The sequence below is a fragment of the Natrinema pallidum DSM 3751 genome, from assembly GCF_000337615.1.
GTDB lineage: Archaea > Halobacteriota > Halobacteria > Halobacteriales > Natrialbaceae > Natrinema > Natrinema pallidum.
The window spans coordinates 30,093-54,476 of sequence record NZ_AOII01000072.1 but is presented as its reverse complement, the minus strand read 5'-3'; the positions used below and the strand labels follow the sequence as shown (position 1 = coordinate 54,476).

Sequence of the window (24,384 nt, the reverse complement as noted above, 5' to 3'; positions counted from 1 at the left end):
GGACCCCAGCCGGACGAAGGGGCGGTCGACGGTGACGACTCGACCCGTAGGGTCGGGCCGCCGCGGTTCCCGGACCGATCTCGGATCGTCCCGTGCTCGGCGTATCCGTCGGGAAATCAGCCGGTAACAGCCATCGACGCCCTGCATACTCCGGGCTGGTGACCTTCCCTGCCTGCCGTGGAAGTAGCGTATCCATGTCGGACTCCAACGGACGTGACGACGAGTCACATCGTGCTGTGCGGAACGTCGTTCTCGTCGTCCTCGATACGGCGCGGGCGAAAAGCGTCGGGACGCAGTCGGTGCCAGCCGAGCGAAACGCGGCCCCGACCGGTTCCGTCGGGCTCCGCTCGGCACCGGACGACCGACCCGCCTCGAGCGACGATTCCGTTGGCACGCACCCGACGCCGACACTGACACGACTCGCCGAGGAGGGAACCGCGTTCGAAAACGCGTTCGCGACCGCGCCCTGGACGCTTCCCTCTCATGCGTCGCTTTTTACCGGAACCTATCCGTCCGAACACGGCACGCACGGCGGCCACACCTATCTCGACGACGAGTTGCGAACCGTTCCCGAGGCCTTCGCCGACGCGGGGTTCGAGACGATCGGCGTCTCGAACAATACCTGGATCACCGCGGAGTTCGGCTTCGATCGCGGCTTCGCGGACCTCCGCAAGGGCTGGCAGTACATTCAGTCCGACGCCGACATGGGCGCGGTCGTCCGCGGCGAGGACATCCGTGAGAAACTCCTCGCGACCCGCGCACGTCTCTTCGACGGCAACCCCGTCGTCAACGCCGCCAACATCCTCTACAGCGAACTGTTCCAGCCAGCCGGCGACGATGGCTCCGCCCGCGCGGTCGACTGGATCGCCGACTGGCTCGGCGACCGCGACGATGGCCGTCCGTTCTTTCTGTTCTGCAACTTCATCGAACCCCACGTCGAGTACGACCCGCCGCGGGAGTACGCCGAACGGTTCCTCCCCGTGGGAGCCAGCTACGAGGAGGCGACCGCGATCAGGCAGGACCCCCGCGCCTACGACTGTGACGACTACGACATCTCCGATCACGAGTTCGCCCTGCTCCGGGGACTCTACCGCGCCGAACTCGCCTACGTCGACGCCCAACTCGGTCGGCTCCGAACCGCTCTCAAGGACGCGGGCGAGTGGCCGGACACCCTGTTCGTCGTCTGTGGCGACCACGGCGAGCACATCGGCGAACACGGCTTCTTCGGCCACCAGTACAACCTCTACGACACGTTGCTGACCGTCCCGCTGGTCTGTCACGGGGGTCCGTTCACCGGCGGCGGGCGACGGTCCGACCTCGCCCAACTGCTCGACCTCCCGGCGACGCTGCTCGAGACGGCCGGAATCGACGATCCCGAGCTCCGCGAGCAGTGGTCGAGTCGGTCGCTCCACCCCGCGTCCGATGTCCGGAACCGCGACGCCGTCTTCGCCGAGTACGTCGCGCCGCAGCCCTCGATCGAGCGCCTCGAAGCCCGGTTCGGCGAGGTTCCGGCAGCCGTTCGGGAGTTCGACCGCCGGCTGCGGGCGATCCGCACGAGCGAGTACAAGTACGTCCGCGGCGACGACGGCTCCGAGCGGCTCCACCACGTGCGAACCGATCCGCTCGAACACACCGATATCAGCGACGCAGAACCCGAACGGGTCCGGACGTTGCGGCGGCGACTCGAGGACCGGTTCGACCCGCTCGCCGAGGCGAGCGGCGCGGGCGAGGTCGAGATGCGCGACGGGACCAAAGAGCGGCTGGCGGACCTCGGCTACCTCTGAGGAGTGCCGCGGGACGACGCGGGGACAGTGGCTCGCTCCCCCGTCGTAATCGCCGCCGGTCGAATCACACTCATCACCGCGTCGGTCGGACCGCCGTCACCACTCGGACGGACTGCGCGGTTCTCGATCCCCGGCGAGTTGTCGGTACGCACCGACGAGAACCGCGGCACCGAACAGGGAGAGAACGCCGGACGTGACCGTCGTCGCTAGCTCGCCGACGACGGGAGCGAACACGCCGACGATGCCGAACGCGAGCCTAACCAGCCCGCCGCCGGCACCGATAATCACCCCGAGAACGAGGAGGCGAAACCGATGTCCGGACGAGAGTTCCCAACTCCGCTCGAGCGATTCGATGACGCCAGCGTCCTCGATGATAACGACGACGGTGGCGAATACCAGACTGACCGCGAGGAAGATGCCGGGGAAGATGAGAAAGGCCGTCCCGACCAGCACTGCAACGAAGGTGACGACGGAGACGATGACCGTCACGCCGGCGGTTCGGGCGAGTCGACGGGTATGGTCCGCCGTCGGAACGTCGTTGATTCCCGCGTATAGCGCCCGTATCGTCACGACTCCGATAACGGCCCCGACGAGCACGAGGAGGGCGGTTACCCCGGCACTGACGGCGATCGGCAGGTCGACGGCGAGTGGATAGAGCTGTGAGGACTTCTCGTCGGGGAACACGTCCGCGAGCACCCGCGAAAAGAGCGATTGCACGCTCACCTGCATGGCGAGTTGGAAGAGTGCGTAGACGACGACGAGGATCGCTCCGCCACGGGTCGTGATCCGATCGAGCCCGTAGCTGAGTGCATCGCTGAGATTGAGTTTAGTAGTCACGAGTACTGATTCCCATTGGAGGACAATATGACTGCTGTTCCGATATGTGAGGTATAAAACCAGTATACGACGCCCGTTCGCGTCTCCCGCTCGATCGCGACAGTGACTTGGGGACCGGTGGCCGGTCCCGATCGTCCCCACTGCGCGGTCGGACCGCCGGGCGGCTGCCGTCCGTCCCGTGCTCGACAGGGATATCAAACGTACACCTGTTCACCCTGGGACCCTTCCGTCCGTCGGCGGAACGCCGTCTCATGTCCGCCAGTTCGGCACCCGACGCGGCGTCGTTTCCCTTCCCGACGCAGTTCGTCTACGAGGACGCGGCCGACCGGTTCCGAGCCGTCGTCGACATCGCCCCCGCAGGAATCGACGACGTGACGATCGAAGCCGACTCCCGTCGCCTCCGACTCACCGTCGACCGGGGGGACCACGTCCTCGAGCGGACCGTCACACCGCTCACGTCGGACCTCGCATTCGGCGAGGATCGCGAGGCGAGCTACAACAACGGTATTCTCACCGTCTCGCTGGTCACGCGGCCCCGCACGGAGTGATCGGTAGTCCGGACCACACGGCCTCGAGCGGGCCGATCCGACCGCTCGACTCCGGTAGCCGGTATTCGCTTGCCCGAGATTGATCCCGCGAGGTGTCGAATCGCGGGTACGACGATGAGCGACGAGTATAGTAGCAACTGGCTCTGTTGAAACCCGATTCGTTAGACATCGTATCCGGTGACACAGCTGTTAGGTAGGTGTGCGAACGTAATACTTCATTCAATGGCGATAACACCATCAACAGTCACCACCGCACCACCGAGCAGTTCGCAAACACCTACTGTTGTCCGCGCAGGACACGTCGTGTCGAAAAATTGCTCGTAAGTCTCATTGATCTCCTCATACGCATCCATATCTGTAAGATATAGTGTTAATTGGAGAACGTTATCCAAGCCTTTGCCATATCGGTTCAGTTCCGCCTCGAGTTTTTCGAGACAAATTTCTAACTGCCGCGACGGTGGTTCGTTACGAGCGACTGTGCCATCCTGTTCTGGAAGTAGGCCCTCAGTAAAAAGAAGATCAGAACTCCCGGTTTTCTTCCCGAACGCACCAACGAACTCCGATCCGTTCCGTTGCTTCCGACTGGTTTCACTGATACGAACAGGACGGGACTCAGCTCTTTGCTTGTTTTCCATAGGAGAGTTTAGAGAGTGCTCAATCAAAAATATTGGGGTCTATTCTAATAGTGTGGATACTTCCCGTACGTAGACCACATACTCGATACAGCAGATTTCTACCGGAAGTATTAATTTAGTATCTCATCAATCGACTGGTGATGGCGCAAGCAACGGACCGACTACAACGATATCTCGAAGACGAACTCGGAGAGTGTCGCAACGAGGATCTCGAAGAACGGCTCAACGAACTCAGCACGCTCGAAGCAGCGATTGGGCCGGAACAGGTCAACGCCGAACTCGACGTTCTTTCAGCGCTGGCCAACGAGACGCGATATACGCTCGTTCGCGTTCTCGTCGCCGCAGAAACGGAACTCTGCGTCTGCGAATTGAACGCGGTCGTCGATGTGACCGAGAGTGGTCTCAGCCATGCGCTCTCAGCACTCGTCGAAGCGGGGCTTGTCTCGAGTCGGAACGACGGACGCTGGAAGAAGTACCGAGCGACCAAGCGTGCTGTCGCCCTCGTAACAGTCCTCGGAGGGAGCGTGAACGATGAGTAACACTACCCACGAACACGGCCCGAACTGCGGCTGCGAGAGCTGTGGCGATCCACGGTCAATGGACTTTCTGGATAAGTATCTCACTGTCTGGATCTTCGGTGCGATGGCGATTGGTGTCGGCATCGGCTATGCCGCTCCGTCAGTGACCCGACCAATTCAGGACCTCCACCTCGTCGAACTCGGTCTTATCTTAATGATGTACCCACCGTTGGCGAAGGCGGACTACTCGCGGCTTCCGACTGTATTCAGTAACTGGCGGGTTCTCGGGTTGAGCCTCATTCAGAACTGGCTGATTGGCCCGACGCTAATGTTCGGGCTTGCAACCATCTTCTTCAGCGGGCTTGTACCCGGTCTACCGGCTCGTCCCGAGTATTTCCTTGGACTCATATTCATCGGAATGGCCCGGTGTATCGCGATGGTGCTGGTCTGGAACGAACTTGCTGAAGGATCGACTGAGTATGTTACCGGCTTAGTCGCGTTCAATAGTCTCTTTCAGATCCTCACCTATGGGGTGTACGTCTGGTTCTTTGCCCTCTTCCTCCCGCCGCTATTGGGTATGGAGACGCTTGTCACCGGGATTACGACCTTCGATATCACGCCGATGCAAGTGTTCGAAGCAATCGTTATTTTCCTTGGTATCCCCTTTGCAGGTGGGTTCCTTACTCGGTATGTCGGAACGCGAACGAAGGGCGAGGAGTGGTATGACGACGAATTTGTTCCCAAAATTGATCCACTGACGCTGATCGCATTGCTGTTCACCATCATTGTAATGTTCGCCACGCAAGGCGAGAACATTGTCGGGGCCCCAGCAGACGTTCTGTTGATTGCCGTCCCACTGACGATTTACTTCGTTGTGATGTTCCTCGTAAGCTTCGGGATGGGTCGCGGCATTGGAGCGGACTACTCAACGACGACCGCAATCGGATTCACCGCGGCATCGAATAATTTTGAGTTGGCGATTGCCGTTTCAGTCGCCGTCTTTGGAGTCGGATCTAGTGTCGCCTTCGCGACCGTCGTCGGCCCGCTTATCGAAGTACCCGTCTTGCTCGCACTCGTCCATGTGGCGCTGTACTTCCAACGTACGTTCGATTGGGACGGCTTTGAGACGGGACAGATAGTCGATCCAACCGAGACAGCCGTATCAGAAGACGACTAATCAACAGCAACCACACTATGAGTAAGAACACGACATGTATCGCGTTCGTCTGTATACAGAACGCTGGGCGCTCGCAGATGGCATCTGCCTTCGCTGAGCGCGAGCGTGATATCCGAGAGTTATAGTAGCAACTGAAACGGTTTACACACTGATCGCAACGCCCTCGTGCGATCAGGTGTGCATCGACTGTCAGTCGCTACGATAGCCGATTCTATCGAAACCAGGACTGGTGGCACCCAGCCAGCCGATTCCGTAGACGACTTCGCGGACGACCTCGAGATCGACGCGGCCCGCGTCGATCGGGACCCGGACGCGGAGACGATCGAGCGCCCGTCCCGAACCGGACGTGCCGGCAGTACGTTTTTGCGCGCCAGTCCGGTACGCTCACTCGAGCAGCCACGCCCAATGGCGACCCAGGATACGCGCCCGCGCGGCGGTTTCGTCTCGTTCTTTCGCGACTACACGAAGACATGGGTCCACGCGGTCGCGACGGCGGGTCTGACGGCGTTCGGGACGTTGGCAGTCTTCCATCGCGGGTTCATCGCCCTCGCGCTGGCCACCTACATCGTGCCCCCGATCGCGCTCTACCTGTGGCGGCCGTCGGCGGGTCGAACCGACGGCGATACGGCTGCCGAGGGGGAAGGCGATGCGGCTATCGCGGGTGGCGGTGGCCCGCCCCTCGAGCGGACCGGGGCCGGGGACGGTCCGGCCGCCGCGGGCGAGGACGACCGCGACGCTGACTGGCACCTCGTCGATGTGCCGACCGACGCGACGCTCCGGGACGTCTGCGTGACCGACGCCGGAGCGGTCTACGCAGTGGGCGAAAACGGGCTGGTCCTCGCGGGAGCGCCGGTCGACGGTGCCGACACCGGTGCGTGGTCGATCGTTCTCGAGGACGGGCCGGCCGCCGCGGGCGACGAACTCACCGGCGTCGACGCCACCGACGGGGGCGAGGCGGTCTGGGTCGCAGGCGACAGCGGCTCGCTGGGCCGGCTCGAGGCCGAGACGGGGCGTCACACGGACTACACGGCACCCGCCGACAGCACTGACAACTGGGTGGGGGTCGCCGTCGGCGGGACGAGCGGGGACGAGACGGTTCTGTTGATCACCGGCTCCGGGACCGTCCTCCGCGGACGGTATCGTGACGGCAAGTGCGCGTGGGACGACCCGATCACGCCGGGCAGCGGCGCGAGTCTGAGCGCGATCGCGCTCGCGGATGCGTCGGTCGGCTACTGTTGTGACACGAACGACAGCGTCTTCGAGACGACCGACGGCGGCCACTCGTTCGATCGCGTCGGTCTCGACGGGGCCGACGGCACGCTCGAGGCCCTCGCGACGCTGGGACGGGGCGACTGTCTGGTGAGCGACGACGACGGGGTCGTCCACCGCTACGGGGGCTCGACGTGGACGCCGGACCGGGTCGGTGACGAGGCGATCTGCGGGATCGCCCGCCGCGAGGGGGAGACGATCGCCTGCGACGCGGACGGCGTGCTCTACGAACGAACGCGTGCGGCCGGCTGGGACCGGGTCGGGACGCAGGCACCGGACGCACTCATCGCCGTTTCGACGGCGACCACCGGCGAGCGAGCGGTCGCGGTCGGCGAGAAGGGGACCGTCGTCGAACGACGCTGAGCGCCGCGACGGGGCGACATCCCCGCTCGCGAACGGCCTGGACGCCAAAACGTCGGCGGAGGACGCGACTCGGCGGCGAGCCGGCCACCTCGGCGGGCGGTACGATCGGTCACTGTTATGGCCGTCGAACCCACAGCTACCACTGTGAGCGATCGACGCACGGGCGGCGACTGGGACGACCGCTGTCGGCTGTGCGGGACACCGCACTCGGAGCCCGACGCCGAGTCGGCCCCGGACGAGTTCTGCTCGGCCGGCTGCCGAGACGTGGCCGCCGAGTTCGGGACGAGCGACGACGGCGGCGGCTCCGCCGTGGACGACGGCGACCCCTCGCAGTCCACGGACCCGCAGACCGACCCGCAGCCGACCGCAACGGGCGACGAACGACCGGCCGGGACCGTCCGCACGTTCTTCCGGATCGACGGCATGCACTCCGCGACCTGCGAGGCCTTCCTCGAGGCCGTCGCCGAGGGTCGCGACGGCGTTTGCGAGGCCGAGGCGAGTTACGTCACGGAGACGATCCGCGTCGATCACGATCCCGAACGGATCGCGACCGACGCGCTCGCGGACGCGTTGAGTACGCTCGGCTACACGGCGTATCTCCGGGAGGACGCGACTGCCGACGACGAGACCGGCGGCACCCGCCGCTCCCGGGAGATGTCCGGGCTTCGCAAGCGCCGCTCGGAGGACATGCTCGAGATGCGGTACGTCGTCGGCGTCGTCTTCGGCTCGTTCCTCCTGTTGCCGTTCGTGGCCGTCCTCTACCCGATGTTTCTGACGTCGTTTACCGACTGGGGGGCGATCGAGCACTTCGAGGGTGCGTTCACCGGCTTCAGCGGGCCGCTGTATCTGCCCCTGTTTCTGTTCATGACCGGCGCGATCGTCTACCTGACCGGCGGCCCGCTCCTGCGGGGCGCGTACGTCAGTCTGAAACTCCGACGGCCCACGACGGACCTGCTCGCGGCCCTGACGGTACTCAGCGCGTACGTCTTCAGCGTCCTCGTCTCCGCTCTCGGGCAGACCAATCTCTACTTCGATCTGACGATCATCGTCGCCTCGGTCGTGATGGGCGCGACCTACTACGAGGCGACGGTCAAGCGCCGCGCGACGGACCGGTTGACCGACCTCACCGTCTCGCAGGTCGACACCGCTCGGCTGTACGCCGATGACGGCTCGACGACGGAACTCCCCGTCGCCGACCTCGAGTCCGGCGACCGCGTGCTCGTCCGGGAGGGCGAGCGCATCCCCGTCGACGGGACGCTGTCCGAGGGCGACTGTGCGGTCGACGAGGCCGTCGTGACGGGCGAGTCCCTCCCGGTCTCGAAAACGGCGGGCGACGACGTGGTCGGGGGGTCGGTCGTCACCACCGATGCGGCGGTGGTCGACGTCGGCGAGCGAACGACCAGCAGCATCGAGCGGCTCACGCGGGTCGTCTGGAACGTCCAGAGCGCGGACCACGGGGTCACACACCGGGCCGACGAGTTCGCCGCGACCCTCGTCCCGATCGTCATCGCCGCCGCGATCGTCGTCGGCGCGGGCGTGTTCCTCACCGGGGCGAGCGGGCTGACCGCCGCCCTGGCCGCCCTCATGACGCTCATGGTCGCCAGCCCGTGGGCGCTCGGCTTCGCGACGCCGTACTCCGTCGCCGCGAGCCTGGAGGCGGCCCTCGAGCGCGGGATCGTGGTCTTCGACGAGACCGTCTTCGAGCGCCTGCGCGCGGTCGACATCGTCGTCTTCGACAAGACCGGGACGCTCACGACCGGGGAGATGACCGTTCGCGAAGCCGACGCTCCCGACGACCTGCTCGCGGCCGCCGCCGCCCTCGAGCAGCGAGCGGCCCACCCGGCCGCGGCGGCGATCGCCGCGGCGTTCGGCGGCGACGGTGATGCGGTCGACGCCGACGGAACGGCCCGTACCGACGGCGGATCGGCCGTCCCCGGCGAGTTACCGGTCCGGGAGTTTCACACCCACGCGACCGGCGTCGAGGGCATCGTCGACGGCCGGCCGGTACTGGTCGGCCATCCCGACCTCTTTCGGGACCGCGGGTGGACGCTCGCGTCCGATCTCGAGGCGACGATCGAACGGGCGCGCGAGACCGGCCGGCTCCCGGTCGTCGTCGGCCGAGACGGGGCCGCCGAGGGCGTCGTGATCGTCGGCGACGAACCCCGCGAGGCGTGGGACGAGACGGTCGCGGCCCTGGACGAAGACGGGGTCGACATCGTGGTCCTGACCGGTGACGACGGGACGGCGGCCGACGTCTTCGACCGGCACCCGGGCGTCGATCACGTCTTCGCGGGCGTCTCGCCGGACGGCAAGACGGCGGCGGTCGAGCGGATGCAGGTCGAGGACCGCGTGGCGATGGTCGGCGACGGGACGAACGACGCACCCGCGCTCGCCGCGGCCGATCTGGGCATCTCGCTTGGCAGCGGGACGGCGCTCGCCGCCGATGCCGCCGACATCGCGATCGTCGACGACGACCTCGCGTCGGTCGAACGTGCGTTCGCCCTGGCGAGGGCCGCACGCGCCCGGCTCAGGCAGAACCTCGGGCTCGCGTTCGTCTACAACGCGATCGCCGTCCCCGCGGCCGCCCTCGGCGTCGTAAACCCGCTGGTGACGACCGTCGCCGTCGTCGCAGGGACCCTTCTCATCGTCGGGAACGCGGAGCGATCGCTCGTCGACGACTGACCGCATTCGCACGCGCTTATCCGTCCGCGAGCGTTCCCCACGAGACGGTCCGCCCGATCGCGATCGAGACGATCGGACGGTCGCCGAGTTCGTGGCGTCCGTACTGGTCGTACTTCGCCTCGAGCGCGCTCACGGCGTCGGCGTAGCTCGATGCGTCGGACTCGAGAATCCGCGCCCAGCCGCGACCCTGAAGCCAGGCGAGACGCGACCAGTCCTCGCGGTAGCGGTCGACGAGCACCGTCACGCGCGGGTTCGCCCGAACGTTCCGCACGCGCTGGAGGTCGGCGGTCGATTTCGGCTTCTCGTCGATCGCCGAGACGAGTCTGATACCGCCGGTTCCGTCGTCCGGTGTACCGTTCCCGGTCCCACTCGCGTTCGCCGGCTCCGGCCGAACCGCTCGAGCCGCGGGCTCGAGCACCGCGAAACAGATCGGGACCGCGTGCGGTCGCCCCTGGGCGTCGACCGTCGCTCGGTCAGCCGTCGTCGGACTGCTGGCGCGCCGGCGGCGTCTTCGAGAGAGACGTTCCCAAACGGCCGCGGTTGTCGGCAACCCACTGGGAGGAGCGCTCGCGGATGCGTTCGTCGTCCTCGAACTGACGGAGGAACTCGACGGCATCCCTCACCGGCTCGGCGACGTCGGTACAGTCGCTGAAGCCGACGATGCGGAGGGCCGTTCGCTCGTCGACGTCCGCCGGCCACCACGTACAGAAGCCGCAGCCGTCGCGTAGACGAATGTCGCCTCGGTCATCCTCGTCTGTACGGGCTCGAGACACAAACGCATGGCCCGCGACGGTCCCCGGCCGACCGGTTCGGCAGTGACAGGTGCACGCCACGAGCTGGGCGCGATCGATTCGCTCGCCAGAACATTATTGGGACCGGTGGCCAATGCTGAGCCATGAGTAGCGCGGCCCGGTCGCTGTCGGAACCGCAGGTGCTGGCCCACACGAAGCGGCGGCTCTTTCCCGACGAGGACGAGTCGACCGCCTACGCGGTGGCCGACACCCAGTTCGCCATGGCGGAGTGGCTCCCCGGACAGCCCGTCGACCCGGCCGTCCGCGACCGTCTGGCACCGTTTAACCACGTTCGGATCGGAAGCGGGTATCCCGACCTCGTCGGGGTCCGCGACCTCGAGTCCGATCTCCTCGCCGTCGAGCGGCTGGGCGACGAGCCGCCGCTGATCGCCATCGAGGCGAAAGGGGAGACCAGCGGCGGCGTCGATACGCAGCGTGGTATCCTCCAGGCCTACGATCGACTTCACGAGGCGAACGCGGCGTATCTCGCCGCGCCGGCGGCCGCCATCTCCGAGACCGATCGGACGCTCGCGCGGGAGTTGAACGTCGGCGTGCTCGGCGTCGATGCCGCCGGGAGCGTGGACCCGCTCGAGGTGCCCCGCGTCGTCGGCAATCGGACGACGACCGAGGCGACGGCGCTGCGGTTTCAGGCGAGCGCACAGGGGGTCGCGGACGCGTCGTTCGGCCTGAACCATCCGAAGAACTATCTGGGCTATCCGTTGGCACACTACGCGGCCGGTGACACCGAGACGCTGCTGTCGGAGTACAAGGTCGTAAGTGCCGTCGATAGCGCCCGGCAGGGGGCCGCGTTCCTCGGGTTGATCGAGGAGGGTGTCGATGTCGAGGGCAGCGCGGGTGTCGAACTGACCTCGCTCGGCGAGGAAGTCGTCCGATTCGCGATGGGGCGCTACGGGTCCGTCGAGGCGGCCCTCGCGGAGTTCGAGAACTGGTACCGCTCCGGAAAGCGGTTCGCCGATCTCGCGCCGGCGTGGGGCCAGTTGGCCCGCCGCGTGCTGTTCGACTACGAGGCGACGGCGTTGCTCGTCCACGAACTCCAGTGCATGCACGAGGACGAGTTCGCGGAGCCGTCGCTCGTGGCTGTCGTGGACTACCTCCACGGATTGCATCCGTCGTTCACCGTCGAGTTGTTCATCCGCGGGACCGACGGCGTCCGGAGCCGCGTGCTTACCGAAGACGGTGAGCTTCGACCCGCGGCACTCGAGGACGGTTCCGTCTACCACTCGCCGACGGTGTTCCAACTGAAGGCGATGCTGTACCACGCGGGCATCCTTACGCAGCGTGGGGCGGAACCGAGCCGGCTCGAGCCCCGCGCGGACGTCTGGGCGCTTCGGAACCCTGTCTGAGGTGGTTCGTCGTGGCCCCCGGCGCGTCGGTATTTCGGGCGGAGGTGACGATGCCCCGTCGCGTGCCGGCCGTGAACCGTGAACGCGGCGAGCAACGGACCCGCGGCTCTGCCGCTCGTGTACGTCGGCACGATGAGCGAGCGGCGCATCGGACCGTCCGGTCGAACACGCACGCACAGGACGGATGCACCGGATTCGAACTAAACTGTGTCCGCGATCCTGTGGATTTAATCCCGCTCCGCGCTTTGCAGTGAGATATGGGCGCTCGACACTGGGTATATTTCGCCGGGTTCGTCGTCACCGGCATTCTGGCAGCCGGGGCCGGATTGATCGGCATACTGGACGGGCTGGCGGCACTTTCCGGCGGTGTCCCTGCCAACGAGGTGCTGATCGTGTTGACGATGCTCGGCGCAGCCGCCGAGTGGATTCTGGTCGTCTTCGTCCTCGGCGTGATCGCGGTGGGATTTCTCGCCGCAACCGTCGTCTCCGTCTTCCGGAGTGCGTCGCTCCCGCGTGACGATCGACTCGTCTCGATCGTCACACGGCTCGAACAGCGGTACCCGCTGCTCCGACAGTTCGATGCCGCCGAGAAAGTCGAACCGACGGCCGACGATCGGAAACAACAGCTCAGAGAGCAGTACGTTGCGGGCGAAATCAGTGACTCCGAATTCGAACGGCAAGTGGCCGAATTGATGGACGAGTCGTCGGATGGCCGATCACAGTCCGAGTCGCAGTCGATCAGCGACATCGAGGACCGTCCCCGGTAAGCGGCTGCTGTCGCGGATCGGCTTCGGGCGGCCGGTGCCGTAGCGCAGTCAGGACAACGGCGACCCGAACGCCGTGTTCGAGTCGGAATCGCGTCGTCAGCGGTCCTGTCGATTCACGCGGTCGCGCATCCCAGTGTCCGCGGTCTACGCAGCAATTAGTCGTCGTCCGCTTCGAGGTCGGCTCCGTCGAGGTCACCCTCGAGAGACTGCACACCGGGGTCGTCGGTCTCGTAGTAGCCGTGCTCGAGTCGCGTAACCAATCTCCGAGTAGACATCAGTGGTCAGTATCTAACTCGCCTGTATCGATGTCTTCATCGAGATAGCGGGCACCTAGCTCCGTGAGCGAATAGTAACCGTCACTTTTGCGGTCGAGTAGCCCGTTATCGGCAAGGTTGCGGCAGCGCTGACCGGTATAGTTCGGATGGGAATCGATATTGCGTCCAATAACTGCCGGTGGGACTTCGCCTGCATCCCGGACGTACTCCAGAATCGCATCGTCGGTCGGAACCATCCAGTCGGCGCGTTCTCGCATACCGGAGTCCGTGTGCTACTTGCCAATAGAACCCGCCCATGCGACCGAAACCACTCGTATCTGCGTATTTCAGCATCTTCAAATTCGTATTTGTGAAGTTTTGAGTTTGTATATGCAAAGGTACTAAGTCAATCGGACGCGAAATGCGATCCGGACGGAAGCTACGGAATCCCCCGCTCGGTCAGGTGGGATGCTTCGAGAAACGGACCGGTGTTCACGGCACCGATCCGCAGTAGCTCCCGTATCAGCGCTCCGGAAGCCATGTCCGACCACACTTCGCGGGGCCTTGAAGGCCCCGACCGAGTAGATGCATCGCCGACGAACGCTCGAGTCCGCGCCGATGGTGGGCACCAACCCGAATCCATCCGCGATTGTCTCGCGTCGATCGATTACCTCACGCGCACGCTGCTCGCGGCCATCCAGGACGAGGACGCGGCCCTCGAGCACACCGACCGCGAGGCGCGTCGCAAAGCCGCGCGGCACGTCCGCGGGATCAGATCGGAGGCCTGCCAGGTCGCGCTGTTGCTGGTCGGTCCCGAGGCGATGATCCCCTACCGACCAGGTGACGCTCCCGACCGCGATCCGTCGCCGACCGATCGGTCGCGCTCGTTTACGACGGCCTATCGCGGACCCGCCGCGGAGGCCCACGAGCGCGAACTCGAGCGCCAGCGCGGGGTGCGTAGGGATGACTGTGTCGACGAATGACTTCGCCACCGCGGATGGGTCCGCGTGTCAATATTCGTCTCCGTCCGTCTGTGCAGCTGTTCTGCATTGGACAGTTACGGCGATTCGAACCCATGCCGTTCCCGATGTGCGGCGAGGAACGTCGCATGCGGACGGCGGTCCTCGTCCGCTGGCAGCGTCAGCGAATCCCCCTCGAGCGCCGCAAACTCCCGGTAGCCCTCGAGATCGGGGCGGTCGGCGACGAGAATCCGATAGTCGTCGGATACCGCGAGCCAGCCGGTGTCGAACGCCCAGTGGTGGAGCCGACAGAGCGCGAGGCCGTTTTGCACGTTGTCCCGGCCGTTCGCCTGCTTCGGATAGATATGGGCCGCCTCGATGTCGATCCTCCCGCTCGGCGATTCACGCGATTTGCCGCAGATCGCACATTGGCCGTCGTAGGCGGCCGTGACTTCCTTCGGGAACACGCTCGAGCGAACCCGTCGCTGGACCGCGGTGAACTCTTCCTCGTCGTCGGTGAGCGGCAGTTCGTCGTCCTCGTCGTCCGCGAGCCCCTCGGATACCGACTCCGAGAGCGCCTCGAATTCGGCTGGCTCGAGCCCGAGTCGTTCCATCGTGAACTGATAGATCATCCGCCCGTCCCGTGAGACGTACTCGGCGTCAACGACGTCGACCAGTCCCTCGTACCGGAGGTCATCGCTGTCGGCCGGCTGGTAGAAGAAGTACACCGGGACGGTCGATCGGTCGGCCTGCTCGAGGAGCGCTCCATTGGCACCGGTCAACTGCTGGTCCCCCTTCTCCGGGACGCCTTCCCCAATGTAGATGAACCGCTCGCCATCGAGTTCGTCGCCGTAGGGGCCGTCCTCGCGGGCTTTGACGATGATGTACGCCAGGTCTCCCTCGTCGTCCGTCCGCGGACTAATTCCCTTGATGTACGAGCCGAAACTCGTGTCGAACGCGTTCTCGAGGTCGGTCTGCGCATAGCGTTCGCCCCGCTCGAGGTTCGGATACACGGAGGACCGACGCCGCGCCAGTTCTCGACCGCTGTCGGTTAGCCAATTCGCACCGTCGGAGCGCTCGACGTAGCCCAGACTCTGCAGCCAGCCCCTGTGTTGGGCGGGTCCGGACGTATCGTTCCAATCGAATGTCGGATGCTCGGACCCGATCGCGTCGCCCAGTTCGGCGTCCGTCTTCGGCCCGTCGAGGAGCGCCTCGAGTATCGTGTCGAATCCGTGGACGTTGCTCGAGAGCAACTCGTAGAGTACTGCCGGCTCCGTCTCCGAAAGCCACGCCATCCCTTGCTGGGTGAGTCGAACGCTATCGCCATCGTGTTCGAGAAGTCCGATCCCCTCGAGAAAGGTCAGGCGACGCCGAATGCCGTCGTCACTGGTCGCTCGCGTGTTCGATTTGAGCCACTCGAGAACCGCCGCTTCGGTCGGAGAATCGGCGAGGACGTACTTACAGAGGCGCTCGAGGACGCTCGTATAGTTCCCCGCACCACCGAAAAACCGAACTGCGATGTGTCGTTTGTTTTCTTCCGTCGATGGCATCCGATACTGCTGTCGTTGCGCGGTCGTCATATAAAACGGGCGGCACGACGGCCCCACCTCAAGAGAGCAGTCCCATGCGAATCTTCACGTCGGTCCCCGTGGTAGCTCGTCGCATGTCCGAGCCAGCGCTCGCCGATCAGGAGTGTGAGGCCTGCACGACCGAGGACGACCCCCTCGAGCCCGACGAATACGCCGACTACCGTGCGGAGATCCGCGACGACGTCTGGACGGTGATCGATGACCACCATCTCGAGGGTACCTACGCGTTTGCGGACTTCCGCGACGCCCTCGAGTTCACCTACGAGGTGGGCGAGTTGGCGGAGGCGGAGTGGCATCATCCGGATATCGAACTCGAGTGGGGCGAGGTGACGATCGAAATGTGGACGCACAAGATCGACGGCCTCCGCAAGACCGATTTCGTGATGGCCGCTCGGATGGACCGCATCTACGACGACTACGAACCGGACGAGGACGCGTAGCGCCGACGCCGAGACACCGCTCCGATCCGCGCACTCCGACTGCCGGTCGGTCGAGGTCGGACACCTTGGAGTCGCTTCGACCGCCGACACACCACCGCTGCAACTGAAAACCGAGACGACTGGCTCGCGGATTCCGGGTGCAGGAGCGGTGATGTGAACGCGATAGAGTCGAACCGGAGGGGGATGAGAGCGGTACATACGGGGAAACGGTCGGACGGAGCCGACTCAGACGGAGACACACCACGGTTACATCTGAACGAGCGGGGACAGGTGGGAGGGGCGCTCGGAGTCAGGATCAACGGACACCACTCCTGCACGTGAACGGACGCGCCGTCATGGCGCGGTGACCTAATCCCTGCGAAGCGGTCACTCGAGACACCACCGTTTCGCGTGAAACAGGTCGACAACGACGCGATCGGGTGTCGATCGAACGCAGTCGTCTGAAATGGGTCACCGTGACACACCACCGATACAAGTGAAACCGGACATCGACAGCACGGAGCGGCGGTCGGCGTCGTGTCGGTCGCCGTTCACTTGCAACGGTGGTGTGGGCGGACGGTCCCACGTCCGTCGGTCTCCGGAGCCACCGCTACGGAACCCGACTCAGGCGACGCTGTTCATCCGCGCGATGTCGCGGATCGTCTCGATCTCGGCGTCGAGATAGAGCACGTCGGCCATCGCGTCGACGGCGCTCGAGAAGGGGACGTCGAGTTCGTAGCTGTAGTAGTTCCCCCGGGAACCGCTTCGGTTTTCCTTCGCCGAGAGGATGCCGAGCATCCGGAGATCGGAGAGATGGTTGTGGACCGACCGCTGGGCCAACGAGTCGGTTCCCGACGACTCACAGAGCGCCTCGTACTCCTGATAGAGTTCCCGCGTTCGGCAGGGCGTCGACTCCTTGGCGGCCTTCGAGACGACCGCCAACAGGGCGAGGCGACCGTGCGTGGTCAGTTCCCGCATACCCTCCTCGACTCGCTCCTGCTCGAGTTTCGACCGCGCTCGTTCGACGTGCTCCTCCCGAATTCCGGCGTCGTCGTTGTTCTCCGCCACTTCGCCGGCCAGGCGGAGCAAGTCCAGTGCCTGGCGGGCGCTCCCGCTGTCGCGAGCGGCGAGCGCGGCACAGAGGTTCAGGACGCCGGCGTCGCAGCCGCCCTCTGTGATCGCGACCTCGGCTCGAGACTCGAGGATGTTGGTCAGTTCGGACGCTTCGTAGGGGGGAAACTGCAGTTCGCGCTCGCAGAGCGTGTCCTGAACGCGCGGATCGAGCTGTTCGCGGAACTTGAAGTCGTTGCTGATGCCGATGAGGCCGACCTTCGTCGACTCGAGGTAGCCGTTCGAGCGGGCTCGCGGGAGTTCGTACAGCAGTTCGTCGCGGTCGCCGATCGAATCGATCTCGTCGAGGACGATAACCACCGTTCCGCCGAGCGCTTCCAGTTCGCCGTAGAGCTTCTTGAAAACGGTCTGTTGGGGGTAGCCGGTCGTGCTGATCTCGGCACCGGCGGGCCGAAGGGTGTTGACGAGTTCGACCGCGACCTGATACGACGAGTTGAGCGTCTTGCAGTTGACGCCCAACACCGAGAGGTCGACGTCGTCGTACTCGGTCGCGTCTTCCTGGAGGACGTCCAAGAGATACTCGGTGACGGCGGTCTTTCCGACGCCCGTATTCCCGTAGAGAAAGATGTTGTTCGGCTCCCAGCCGTCGATGATCGGTTGGAGCGCGTCCATGTACGCCTCGATTTCCTCGTCCCGCTCTTCGATCCGCTCGGGCTGATACGATTCCCCGAGGGCGTCCTTGTTCTGGAAGATGTTCTGCTTCCGCTCGAACCGAGGCATGTCCGTACCAAGCGAGATACAATATTTAAAACCACCTTTTCATATGATGCAAGTGAACTCAGACACACCACTGTTTCACGTGAAGACTAGTGTAGGGGGGAGGACTAGAGAACAGTCCGCACTTTCATCTAAATCAGTGATACTTTCCACGGACTGCGGAGAGACGGAACTGCGAATACGTTCTCGGAACTGCGGTTGGTTTCAGCATCTGCGGCTCGGTTTCCAAATACACGGACCGACATGCCGTGAGACGGCTCTTCTCGAGTGCGAAACCGGTTCGAGGCATTGGACGACGACCGACAACGGGTCAGTTATCGCGGAACTCCTCGTCCCACCCTGCCCAACGGCACTTCACTTGTAACAGTGGTGTGTGTCTGTTACGTTCCGTCCCGTCGGCCACGACTCGTAGCGTCTGCATCGGTCGATCGGGACCAGTGATCGACGCGCCGCGACGAACCAGACGGCCCCATCGATGCTCACGTAATCACGATCGAAACCCGACTCCATGATCGAAACACGACCCCACAATCGAAACCACGGGTCGTCGGAGACGACCAGGTCCGCCCGCCATCCGCTGGGGTCTCAGGCGGCTTACGGAGACGGATCGATGCGATTCCCCGTCGACTCGTCGGCTGAACCCTCCGCGTCCTCGAGTGTTATCCCGACGCTCTCGCCCGTGGCAGAGACCGTTACGGTATAGCCGTGATATGCGAACTCGAGACTGGTAAAGCCGGCCTCGGCCGGAAGCGAATCGAGGAGATCGGGATCGATCGCGTCGTACAGCGGTTCCAACTCGACCGGATCGGTGTCGCTGGTCCGGGCGACGAGATCGATGACGGCCATACTCAGTCGATCGTCGGTTGTGTCGAGGTCTGCTGCGGGTTCGAGCGAATTCATAACTCCTGGTCGGGGACCAAGAGTAAAGAAGATGTCCCAATGTTTCAACCATTTATACATGGAGAAAAGAATGATCCGATACGCCGGAACACCGGTCGGGCGAGGACGACTGTAATCCAGTAGTCCGAGGTCGTATATCCGTGTTCCGAGACGCGCTCGTAGCGGTCCCTACTCGCGGCGCGGGACCTCGTGGCGGCCGAAGCCGTAGCGGAGCCGGTTCGCCAGCCGTCGCGAGAACCGGCCGTCGTCGGCCCGCGAGCCGAACCGTTCGGACAGCGCCGTGTAAATCAGCGGCAGGGGGACCTCCTGCTCGAGGGCCTCCTGGACGGTCCACGTGCCGGTCGACCCGCCCTCGATGCGGTCGGCCACGGTGCCGAGGTCGGTTCCTTCCTCGCGGAAGGCCTCTTCACAGAGTTCGAGCAGCCACGAGCGGATCACCGCACCGTTGTTCCAGACCGAGGCCACGGCCTCGAGGTCGAGGTCGTACCGACCCTCGTGAAGCAACTCGAACCCCTCGCCGTAGGTCTGCATCAGGGCGTACTCGACGCCGTTGTGAATCATCTTGACGTAGTGGCCCGAGCCGGCGGCTCCCATTCGCTCGTGCCCGTCGGGTCCGGTCGCGACCGCGTCGAAGACCGGCTCGAGTTCGTCGTAGGCCCACTGTGGGCCGCCGACCATCAGTGAGAACCCCAGTTCGGCCCCCGCAGGACCGCCGGACGTGCCGCAATCGAGATACGCCGCGGGACAGGATTCGGCGCGGCGGACGGAGTCCTCGAAGTAGGAGTTGCCACCGTCGACGACGATATCGTCGCCGTCGAGGTGGGGCTCGAGTTCCTCGAGCGTGACGTCGATCGCGTCCCCGGCGGGGACCATCAGCCAGATGCGCTTGGTCGCGCCCAGCCGATCGACGAAGTCGTCGATCGAGTCGGCGGGCTCGGCACCGGCGTCGGCAGCCCGTTCGACGGCCGCGTCGTCCAGATCGAAAGCGACCACGTCGTGGCCGGCTGCGAGCGTGCGGTCGACGACGATCCGTCCCATCCGTCCGAGTCCGATCAGGCCCAGTTGCATGGATAGGCGTCGGCCGCCCGGTGTGGTAGTGATTGCGGTTCCGCGGCGGTCGACGGCCGCGACCGTCGTGAAACGGAGCGAGCGCAGCCGTCGGCGAAACGCCTACGCGATCGGTTCCTCGAGTCGAGCCCAGCCGATCGCATCGAGAACGAGGATTCGATCGTTGTACCGGACGTAAACGCCGTTGTACTCGCCGTCGCCGTCGGCGTCGTAGTAGGGCAGCGTCTGGCGGACTCGATCGACGACGGACCAGGCACCGTCGCGCTCGAGGGTGATGTGTTCCCATTCCTCGCGTGCACTGTTGCGGATCGCCCGGTCGAGCGCCCGCCGCGCGCCGGGAATCTCGCCGAGTCGTTGTGCGGACGCGTCGACGATCGTCGCGTCGTCCGGGATGTCGTCGGGCCCGATGACTCGCGCACCGAGGTCCGCCTTCGATCGCGACGTGTGGCTCGCCGACCGCTCCGAGTGCAGGACGTAGCCGGCCACGGCAGCCGTCCCCACCGCGAGGACCGACAGGGCGATGTCTTTACCCCTGATCATTAGCGAGTACGTTACAGCAACCGGCTAAGTATCTTTCGCAAGAATGTCCTGCGTTGACGTGTCGGATGATGGGAAGAAAACGCCGGGAGCGGCGATCAGAGCAGGCGAGCGACGTTGGCCGAGAGCAAGCCCGCGACGATCAGCAAGGCGATCGCGGCGACGGCCGCCGCGCGGAACACCGGGAGCGCGTCCCGGGCCGGTTCACGGATTTTCTTTCCGGTGAGGCCGGTTTCGAACCGTTTCACGCCGATCTCGACGAGCGCCGTCAGGAGCAGCCAGAGCGCGACCATCGTGAGCACCAGTCGGCCGTTGGTCGTGCCGACGAGTCCCTCGATATTGTAGCCGTTCCCCGCCAGATGGCCCCCGGTGAGAAGGAGAACGAGCGAACTCACCCGCGAAATATTCGTCAGTTTCCCCGAGATGACCTCGAGCGGCTGAGTCCTGTTGAACGCGCCGTCGCGTGCGAGCGGAACGATGACGGCGGCGACGAAACAGACACTGCCAGCCCAGAGGGCGGCAAAGACCAGGTGTGCCGTTCTGGCGGCGAGCACGTCGACCATACGGGGCCGGTTGGTCAGCGGGCGTATCAGCGTTCCGACTTCCGGCCGAGGGACAGTTGGAAACGCTGTCACGTCCGAGCGCGGGATGCGGTCGCCGGCCGTCGGAGCGCGCACCCTGCGTCACTCACTTGAGCCAGTCGGGTGTCCACGCGACCAGCCGACGCCGACAGCTCGCGTAGAGCAGCGAGACGCCGATCCCGGCGACGATCACGGCGGGGAGTCGGCCGTCGAAGACGAGCAGCGCCGGCCCCGCGAGCGCGAGTCCGAGGGCGGCGTCCTCGGGTGCGCCGTCGTAGCGAATCCACCGTCGTGGGCGGAGCCATCGTCCGCGGACGTGATCGTAGACCGCCCGCTCAGTGCGTTCGTTCCACGGGTCGAGTTCGGGGCCGCCGCCGATCGAATCGCTCGCGGCGTGGAGCCAAGCCGCGACGATGAAGGCGGCCACTGCGAGCGTGAGCGCCGAGGGAGCGACGACCGCGACGCCGACCGCCGGGACGGCGACCCCGAGTCCTGCGACGGGAAAGTGGAAGGTCCGCCGGTGGACGAAAACGAGATCGAAATCGGGAGCGAGGCCGCCGAGGATCGCACCCACCGCGAGCGCGACTGCGAACTCGGGTACGACGTACGCGATCGGCGCGACGACCGCGAGTCCCGCGAACACGTGGGTGGTCGCCATCATCGTGTGTCACTCGAGGGAACGCGAGCGAACGGCAAAACGGTACGCGAACCGGCAGGGATTCGAACGCGCAGGCGCGATTTCACTCGACGTTTTCGCCCTGGTAGCTCCCATCGTAGACGCCCTCGTGGTCGGCCTCGGCGAAGACCAGTTGGGCGATTCGGGCACCGCGCTCGAGTTCGATATCGTGGTGGACCTGTAACAGTCCCTCACCGCGCCCCTCGTAGCCCGCGTCCCACACCGCCGTATTGAGCATACAGGAGTTGCGCATGAGCGACGAGCGCGGGTAGACGAAGCCGATATGCCCCTCGGGGATCGCGATCCGTTCGCCGTAGCGGACGATGTAGGCCCCTGTCGGCAGGTAGTAGGTGTCGGGGTCGGCCTCCTCGAGTTCCTCGAGCGGGCGAGCGACGCGGTCGCCGATCTGTTTGCCGTCCCGGCCGAGACGGCCCGGCTCCAACTGCTCGAAGACGACGTCGGCGGTCAGATCCACCCCGTTGGGCTGGATCTGCGCGTCGGTCGTCGGCGAGACGTGGTCGGCGACGAAGGCACCGGAACGGAACATACGTTGTCTGTCAACCCAACGCCGCGGCGACGAGAAAAACGTATCCGTTCGAATCGACCCTCCGGTTCGGTACCACCCACCACGACAGATATGGGCACGACTGTTCGAGCCGAGCGCGCGGCCGTTTTTTGGGGTCATATGGCGGGCTATTAGAACCTTCTCGACGCCCGTTCGCTCGGCCGGCAATACTTACTCGAAACCCCCCGTTTCAACCCCCCCACACGCCGGTCGTTGCTCACAGAAACACGCTGGATTTATCAGGACGGACGGCCGAGTTCAGAGTGCTATGGGACAGACTCTCACCGAGAAGATTCTCGACGACCACCTCGTCGAGGGCGAACTCGAGACCGGCGAGGAGATCGGGATCGAGATCGACCAGGTACTTACCCAGGACACGACCGGGACCATGGTTTGGCTCCAGTTCGAAGCGATGGGGCTGGACGAGGTCCAGACCGAGATCGCGGCGCAGTACTGCGACCACCAGACCTATCAGTTCGACTTTAAGAATACCGACGACCACCGCTTCCTGCGTTCTGCGGCCGGCAAATACGGCGCTCACTTCTCCCGACCCGGTAACGGTATCTGTCACAACGTCCACCGCGAGAACTTCGCGGCCCCCGGCAAGACGCTGCTGGGTTCGGACAGCCACACGCCCACGCCCGGCGGCCTCGGCGAACTCGCCATCGGTGCCGGCGGGATCGACGTTACCGTCGCCATGGGCGGCGCACCGTACTACATCGAGATGCCCGAAGTCGTCAACGTCCGTCTCGAGGGCGAGCTCCCCGAGTGGGCCACCGCGAAGGACGTCATCCTCGAGCTCCTCCGTCGCCTCTCGGTCAAGGGCGGCGTCGGCAAGATCCTCGAGTACACCGGTCCGGGCGTCGAGACCCTGACCGCACCCGAGCGGATGACCATCACCAACATGGGCACCGAACTCGGTGCGACCACGTCGATCTTCCCGACCGACGAGCAGACCGAGGATTACCTCCAGCGCGTCGGCCGCGGCGACGAGTACGTCGAACTTCAGCCCGACGACGACGCCGAGTACGACGACGAGATCGTCGTCGACCTCTCCGACCTCGAGCCGCTGATCGCACAGCCCTCGATGCCGGACAAAGTCGTGCCCGTCAGCGAGGCCGCTGGCGAGGACGTCGAGCAGGTCATCGTCGGCTCCTGTACGAACGGCGGCTACGAGGACATCCTCCCCGTCGCCAAGATGCTCGAGGGTCGCGAGACCTCGATGGAGACCGACACGATCGTCGCGCCCGGCTCCAAGCAGGCCTCCGAGATGCTCGCCCGCGAGGGCTGGGTTTCGGAGATGATGGCCGCCGGCGTCAACTTCTCCGAGGCGACGTGCGGTGCCTGTATCGGCATCGGCCACGTCCCCTCTTCGGATTCGGTCTCGCTGCGGACCTTCAACCGCAACTTCGAGGGCCGCTCGGGGATCGAAGACGACAACGTCTACCTCTGCTCGCCGGAGGTCGCGGCCGCGGCCGCGCTCAAGGGCGAAATCGTCGATCCGCGAGACCTCGCCGACGACCTCGACGATCTCGAGGCACCCGGCGTCGAACTCCCCGACGAGTACGACGGCTCCAAGACGGACCTCATCAGTCCCGACGAGGCCGTCGACGACGAACTCATCAAGGGCCCGAACATCGGCGACGTGCCGCTGAAAGACCAGCTCGGTACGGACATTCAGGGTGAAGCGCTCCTGAAGATGGAGGACAACATCACGACCGACCACATCATCCCCGCGACCCAGGACATCCTGATGTACCGGTCGAACGTCCCCAAGCTCTCCGAGTTCACCCTCTCCCGGGTCGACGAGACCTTCGCCGACCGCGCACTCGAGGCCGACGGCGGCTTCCTCGTTGCCGGCGAGAACTACGGCCAGGGCTCCTCGCGAGAACACGCCGCGCTGTGTCCGATGTACCTCGGTATCGAGGGCGTCCTCGCACAGAGCTTCGCACGCATCCACCGTGCGAACCTCTTCAACTTCGGGATCGTCCCGCTGACGATCGACGAGGACACCTACGAGAACATCGATCAGGGCGACGACGTGGAGATCGTCGACGACGTCTACGACGCCGTCACCAGCGGCCAGGAGGAGTTCACCGTCCGCATCAACGGCGAGGACGAGTACACGGCGACGCTCGACGCCTCCGAGCGCGAGCGCGCAATCCTCGCTGCCGGCGGCAAGCTGTCCTGGACGAAAGACCAGGCCGAAGGCGGCAGCGGCGCGACGCCCGCCGACGACTGAGGACCCGGCGA

General features: G+C 65.0%; 24 protein-coding genes and 1 pseudogene. 12 read left to right on the top strand and 13 right to left on the bottom strand.

Going from position 1 to position 24,384, the window contains the following annotated elements; all coding sequences use genetic code 11:
* Nucleotides 1-194: 194 nt before the first annotated feature.
* Nucleotides 195-1,784 (top strand): sulfatase, encoded by a 1,590-nt coding sequence (locus tag C487_RS11775; protein WP_006185990.1) that lies wholly within the window; start codon nt 195-197, stop codon nt 1,782-1,784.
* A gap of 96 nt (nt 1,785-1,880) precedes the next feature.
* Here the strand turns inward: C487_RS11775 and C487_RS11770 are convergent, their stop codons facing one another.
* The gene (locus C487_RS11770) at nt 1,881-2,621 is read right to left on the bottom strand and encodes a hypothetical protein (protein ID WP_006185989.1); all 741 of its coding nucleotides are present in this window, start codon (nt 2,619-2,621) and stop codon (nt 1,881-1,883) included.
* Nucleotides 2,622-2,872: 251 nt separating this feature from the next.
* Between C487_RS11770 and C487_RS11765 the strand changes: the two genes are divergently transcribed.
* Nucleotides 2,873-3,169 (top strand): Hsp20/alpha crystallin family protein, encoded by a 297-nt coding sequence (locus C487_RS11765; RefSeq protein WP_006185988.1) that lies wholly within the window; start codon nt 2,873-2,875, stop codon nt 3,167-3,169.
* A gap of 215 nt (nt 3,170-3,384) precedes the next feature.
* Here C487_RS11765 and C487_RS19615 read toward each other — a convergent pair whose 3' ends face one another.
* A complete protein-coding gene (locus C487_RS19615; protein WP_083864596.1) occupies nt 3,385-3,804 on the bottom strand; it encodes a RidA family protein in 420 nt (139 codons plus the stop codon).
* Between the two features lie 140 nt (nt 3,805-3,944).
* Here C487_RS19615 and C487_RS11760 point away from each other — a divergent pair, with 140 nt between their 5' ends.
* The 5 genes and pseudogenes from C487_RS11760 to C487_RS11745 all read left to right on the top strand — a co-directional run bounded on the left by C487_RS11760 (nt 3,945) and on the right by C487_RS11745 (nt 9,813).
* Nucleotides 3,945-4,343 carry an ArsR/SmtB family transcription factor gene (locus tag C487_RS11760; protein WP_006185986.1) on the top strand — a complete coding sequence of 133 codons (399 nt, stop codon included), beginning with the start codon at nt 3,945-3,947 and terminating at the stop codon, nt 4,341-4,343.
* On the top strand, nt 4,336-5,499 hold the full coding sequence (gene arsB / locus C487_RS11755; protein WP_049908102.1) for an ACR3 family arsenite efflux transporter: 1,164 nt from the start codon (nt 4,336-4,338) through the stop codon (nt 5,497-5,499). Before C487_RS11760 ends, arsB begins: the two co-directional genes overlap by 8 nt.
* 17 nt (nt 5,500-5,516) lie before the next feature.
* Nucleotides 5,517-5,621 (top strand): annotated as a pseudogene (locus C487_RS19610) (arsenate reductase/protein-tyrosine-phosphatase family protein); the annotation flags it as partial.
* 283 nt (nt 5,622-5,904) lie between these two features.
* A complete protein-coding gene (locus C487_RS11750; RefSeq protein ID WP_049908113.1) occupies nt 5,905-7,131 on the top strand; it encodes a beta propeller repeat protein in 1,227 nt (408 codons plus the stop codon).
* 144 nt (nt 7,132-7,275) lie between these two features.
* Nucleotides 7,276-9,813 carry a heavy metal translocating P-type ATPase gene (locus C487_RS11745; RefSeq protein ID WP_006185983.1) on the top strand — a complete coding sequence of 846 codons (2,538 nt, stop codon included), beginning with the start codon at nt 7,276-7,278 and terminating at the stop codon, nt 9,811-9,813.
* A gap of 16 nt (nt 9,814-9,829) precedes the next feature.
* Here C487_RS11745 and C487_RS11740 read toward each other — a convergent pair whose 3' ends face one another.
* Both C487_RS11740 and C487_RS11735 read right to left on the bottom strand, forming a co-directional pair.
* Nucleotides 9,830-10,363 carry a TIGR03668 family PPOX class F420-dependent oxidoreductase gene (locus C487_RS11740; protein WP_083864594.1) on the bottom strand — a complete coding sequence of 178 codons (534 nt, stop codon included), beginning with the start codon at nt 10,361-10,363 and terminating at the stop codon, nt 9,830-9,832.
* Entirely contained in the window at nt 10,287-10,586 is a 300-nt protein-coding gene (locus tag C487_RS11735) for a hypothetical protein (RefSeq protein WP_006185981.1), read from the bottom strand. Before C487_RS11735 ends, C487_RS11740 begins: the two co-directional genes overlap by 77 nt.
* A gap of 122 nt (nt 10,587-10,708) precedes the next feature.
* Here C487_RS11735 and C487_RS11730 point away from each other — a divergent pair, with 122 nt between their 5' ends.
* Both C487_RS11730 and C487_RS11725 read left to right on the top strand, forming a co-directional pair.
* Entirely contained in the window at nt 10,709-11,968 is a 1,260-nt protein-coding gene (locus C487_RS11730; protein ID WP_006185980.1) for a hypothetical protein, read from the top strand.
* A 257-nt stretch (nt 11,969-12,225) separates the two neighbouring features.
* Entirely contained in the window at nt 12,226-12,735 is a 510-nt protein-coding gene (locus C487_RS11725; RefSeq protein ID WP_006185979.1) for an SHOCT domain-containing protein, read from the top strand.
* 274 nt (nt 12,736-13,009) lie between these two features.
* Here the strand turns inward: C487_RS11725 and C487_RS11720 are convergent, their stop codons facing one another.
* Complete coding sequence (locus tag C487_RS11720; RefSeq protein WP_006185978.1) at nt 13,010-13,267, bottom strand: hypothetical protein; 258 nt, start codon at nt 13,265-13,267, stop codon at nt 13,010-13,012.
* A gap of 261 nt (nt 13,268-13,528) precedes the next feature.
* Here C487_RS11720 and C487_RS11715 point away from each other — a divergent pair, with 261 nt between their 5' ends.
* Nucleotides 13,529-13,972 carry a hypothetical protein gene (locus C487_RS11715; protein WP_006185977.1) on the top strand — a complete coding sequence of 148 codons (444 nt, stop codon included), beginning with the start codon at nt 13,529-13,531 and terminating at the stop codon, nt 13,970-13,972.
* Nucleotides 13,973-14,046: 74 nt separating this feature from the next.
* On the opposite strand, the gene C487_RS11710 is transcribed toward C487_RS11715, so the two are convergent.
* A complete protein-coding gene (locus C487_RS11710; RefSeq protein ID WP_006185976.1) occupies nt 14,047-15,528 on the bottom strand; it encodes an HNH endonuclease in 1,482 nt (493 codons plus the stop codon).
* Nucleotides 15,529-15,611: 83 nt separating this feature from the next.
* Between C487_RS11710 and C487_RS11705 the strand changes: the two genes are divergently transcribed.
* Nucleotides 15,612-15,977 (top strand): 4a-hydroxytetrahydrobiopterin dehydratase, encoded by a 366-nt coding sequence (locus tag C487_RS11705; protein ID WP_006185975.1) that lies wholly within the window; start codon nt 15,612-15,614, stop codon nt 15,975-15,977.
* Nucleotides 15,978-16,580: 603 nt separating this feature from the next.
* Here the strand turns inward: C487_RS11705 and C487_RS11700 are convergent.
* The 7 genes from C487_RS11700 to C487_RS11670 all read right to left on the bottom strand — a co-directional run bounded on the left by C487_RS11700 (nt 16,581) and on the right by C487_RS11670 (nt 22,113).
* On the bottom strand, nt 16,581-17,807 hold the full coding sequence (locus C487_RS11700; protein WP_006185974.1) for an orc1/cdc6 family replication initiation protein: 1,227 nt from the start codon (nt 17,805-17,807) through the stop codon (nt 16,581-16,583).
* A gap of 591 nt (nt 17,808-18,398) precedes the next feature.
* Nucleotides 18,399-18,704, bottom strand: a complete 306-nt coding sequence (locus C487_RS11695; protein WP_006185973.1) for a HalOD1 output domain-containing protein — start codon at nt 18,702-18,704, stop codon at nt 18,399-18,401.
* A gap of 168 nt (nt 18,705-18,872) precedes the next feature.
* A complete protein-coding gene (gnd, locus tag C487_RS11690) occupies nt 18,873-19,772 on the bottom strand; it encodes a phosphogluconate dehydrogenase (NAD(+)-dependent, decarboxylating) (protein ID WP_006185972.1) in 900 nt (299 codons plus the stop codon).
* A gap of 102 nt (nt 19,773-19,874) precedes the next feature.
* On the bottom strand, nt 19,875-20,312 hold the full coding sequence (locus C487_RS11685; RefSeq protein ID WP_006185971.1) for a hypothetical protein: 438 nt from the start codon (nt 20,310-20,312) through the stop codon (nt 19,875-19,877).
* A gap of 95 nt (nt 20,313-20,407) precedes the next feature.
* Nucleotides 20,408-20,872, bottom strand: a complete 465-nt coding sequence (locus C487_RS11680) for a hypothetical protein (protein ID WP_006185970.1) — start codon at nt 20,870-20,872, stop codon at nt 20,408-20,410.
* A gap of 124 nt (nt 20,873-20,996) precedes the next feature.
* Nucleotides 20,997-21,551 (bottom strand): hypothetical protein, encoded by a 555-nt coding sequence (locus C487_RS11675; RefSeq protein ID WP_049908101.1) that lies wholly within the window; start codon nt 21,549-21,551, stop codon nt 20,997-20,999.
* Nucleotides 21,552-21,630: 79 nt separating this feature from the next.
* On the bottom strand, nt 21,631-22,113 hold the full coding sequence (locus C487_RS11670; RefSeq protein WP_006185968.1) for a deoxyuridine 5'-triphosphate nucleotidohydrolase: 483 nt from the start codon (nt 22,111-22,113) through the stop codon (nt 21,631-21,633).
* Between the two features lie 286 nt (nt 22,114-22,399).
* Between C487_RS11670 and C487_RS11665 the strand changes: the two genes are divergently transcribed.
* On the top strand, nt 22,400-24,373 hold the full coding sequence (locus C487_RS11665) for an aconitate hydratase (RefSeq protein WP_006185967.1): 1,974 nt from the start codon (nt 22,400-22,402) through the stop codon (nt 24,371-24,373).
* The last annotated feature ends 11 nt before the right edge of the window (nt 24,374-24,384 follow it).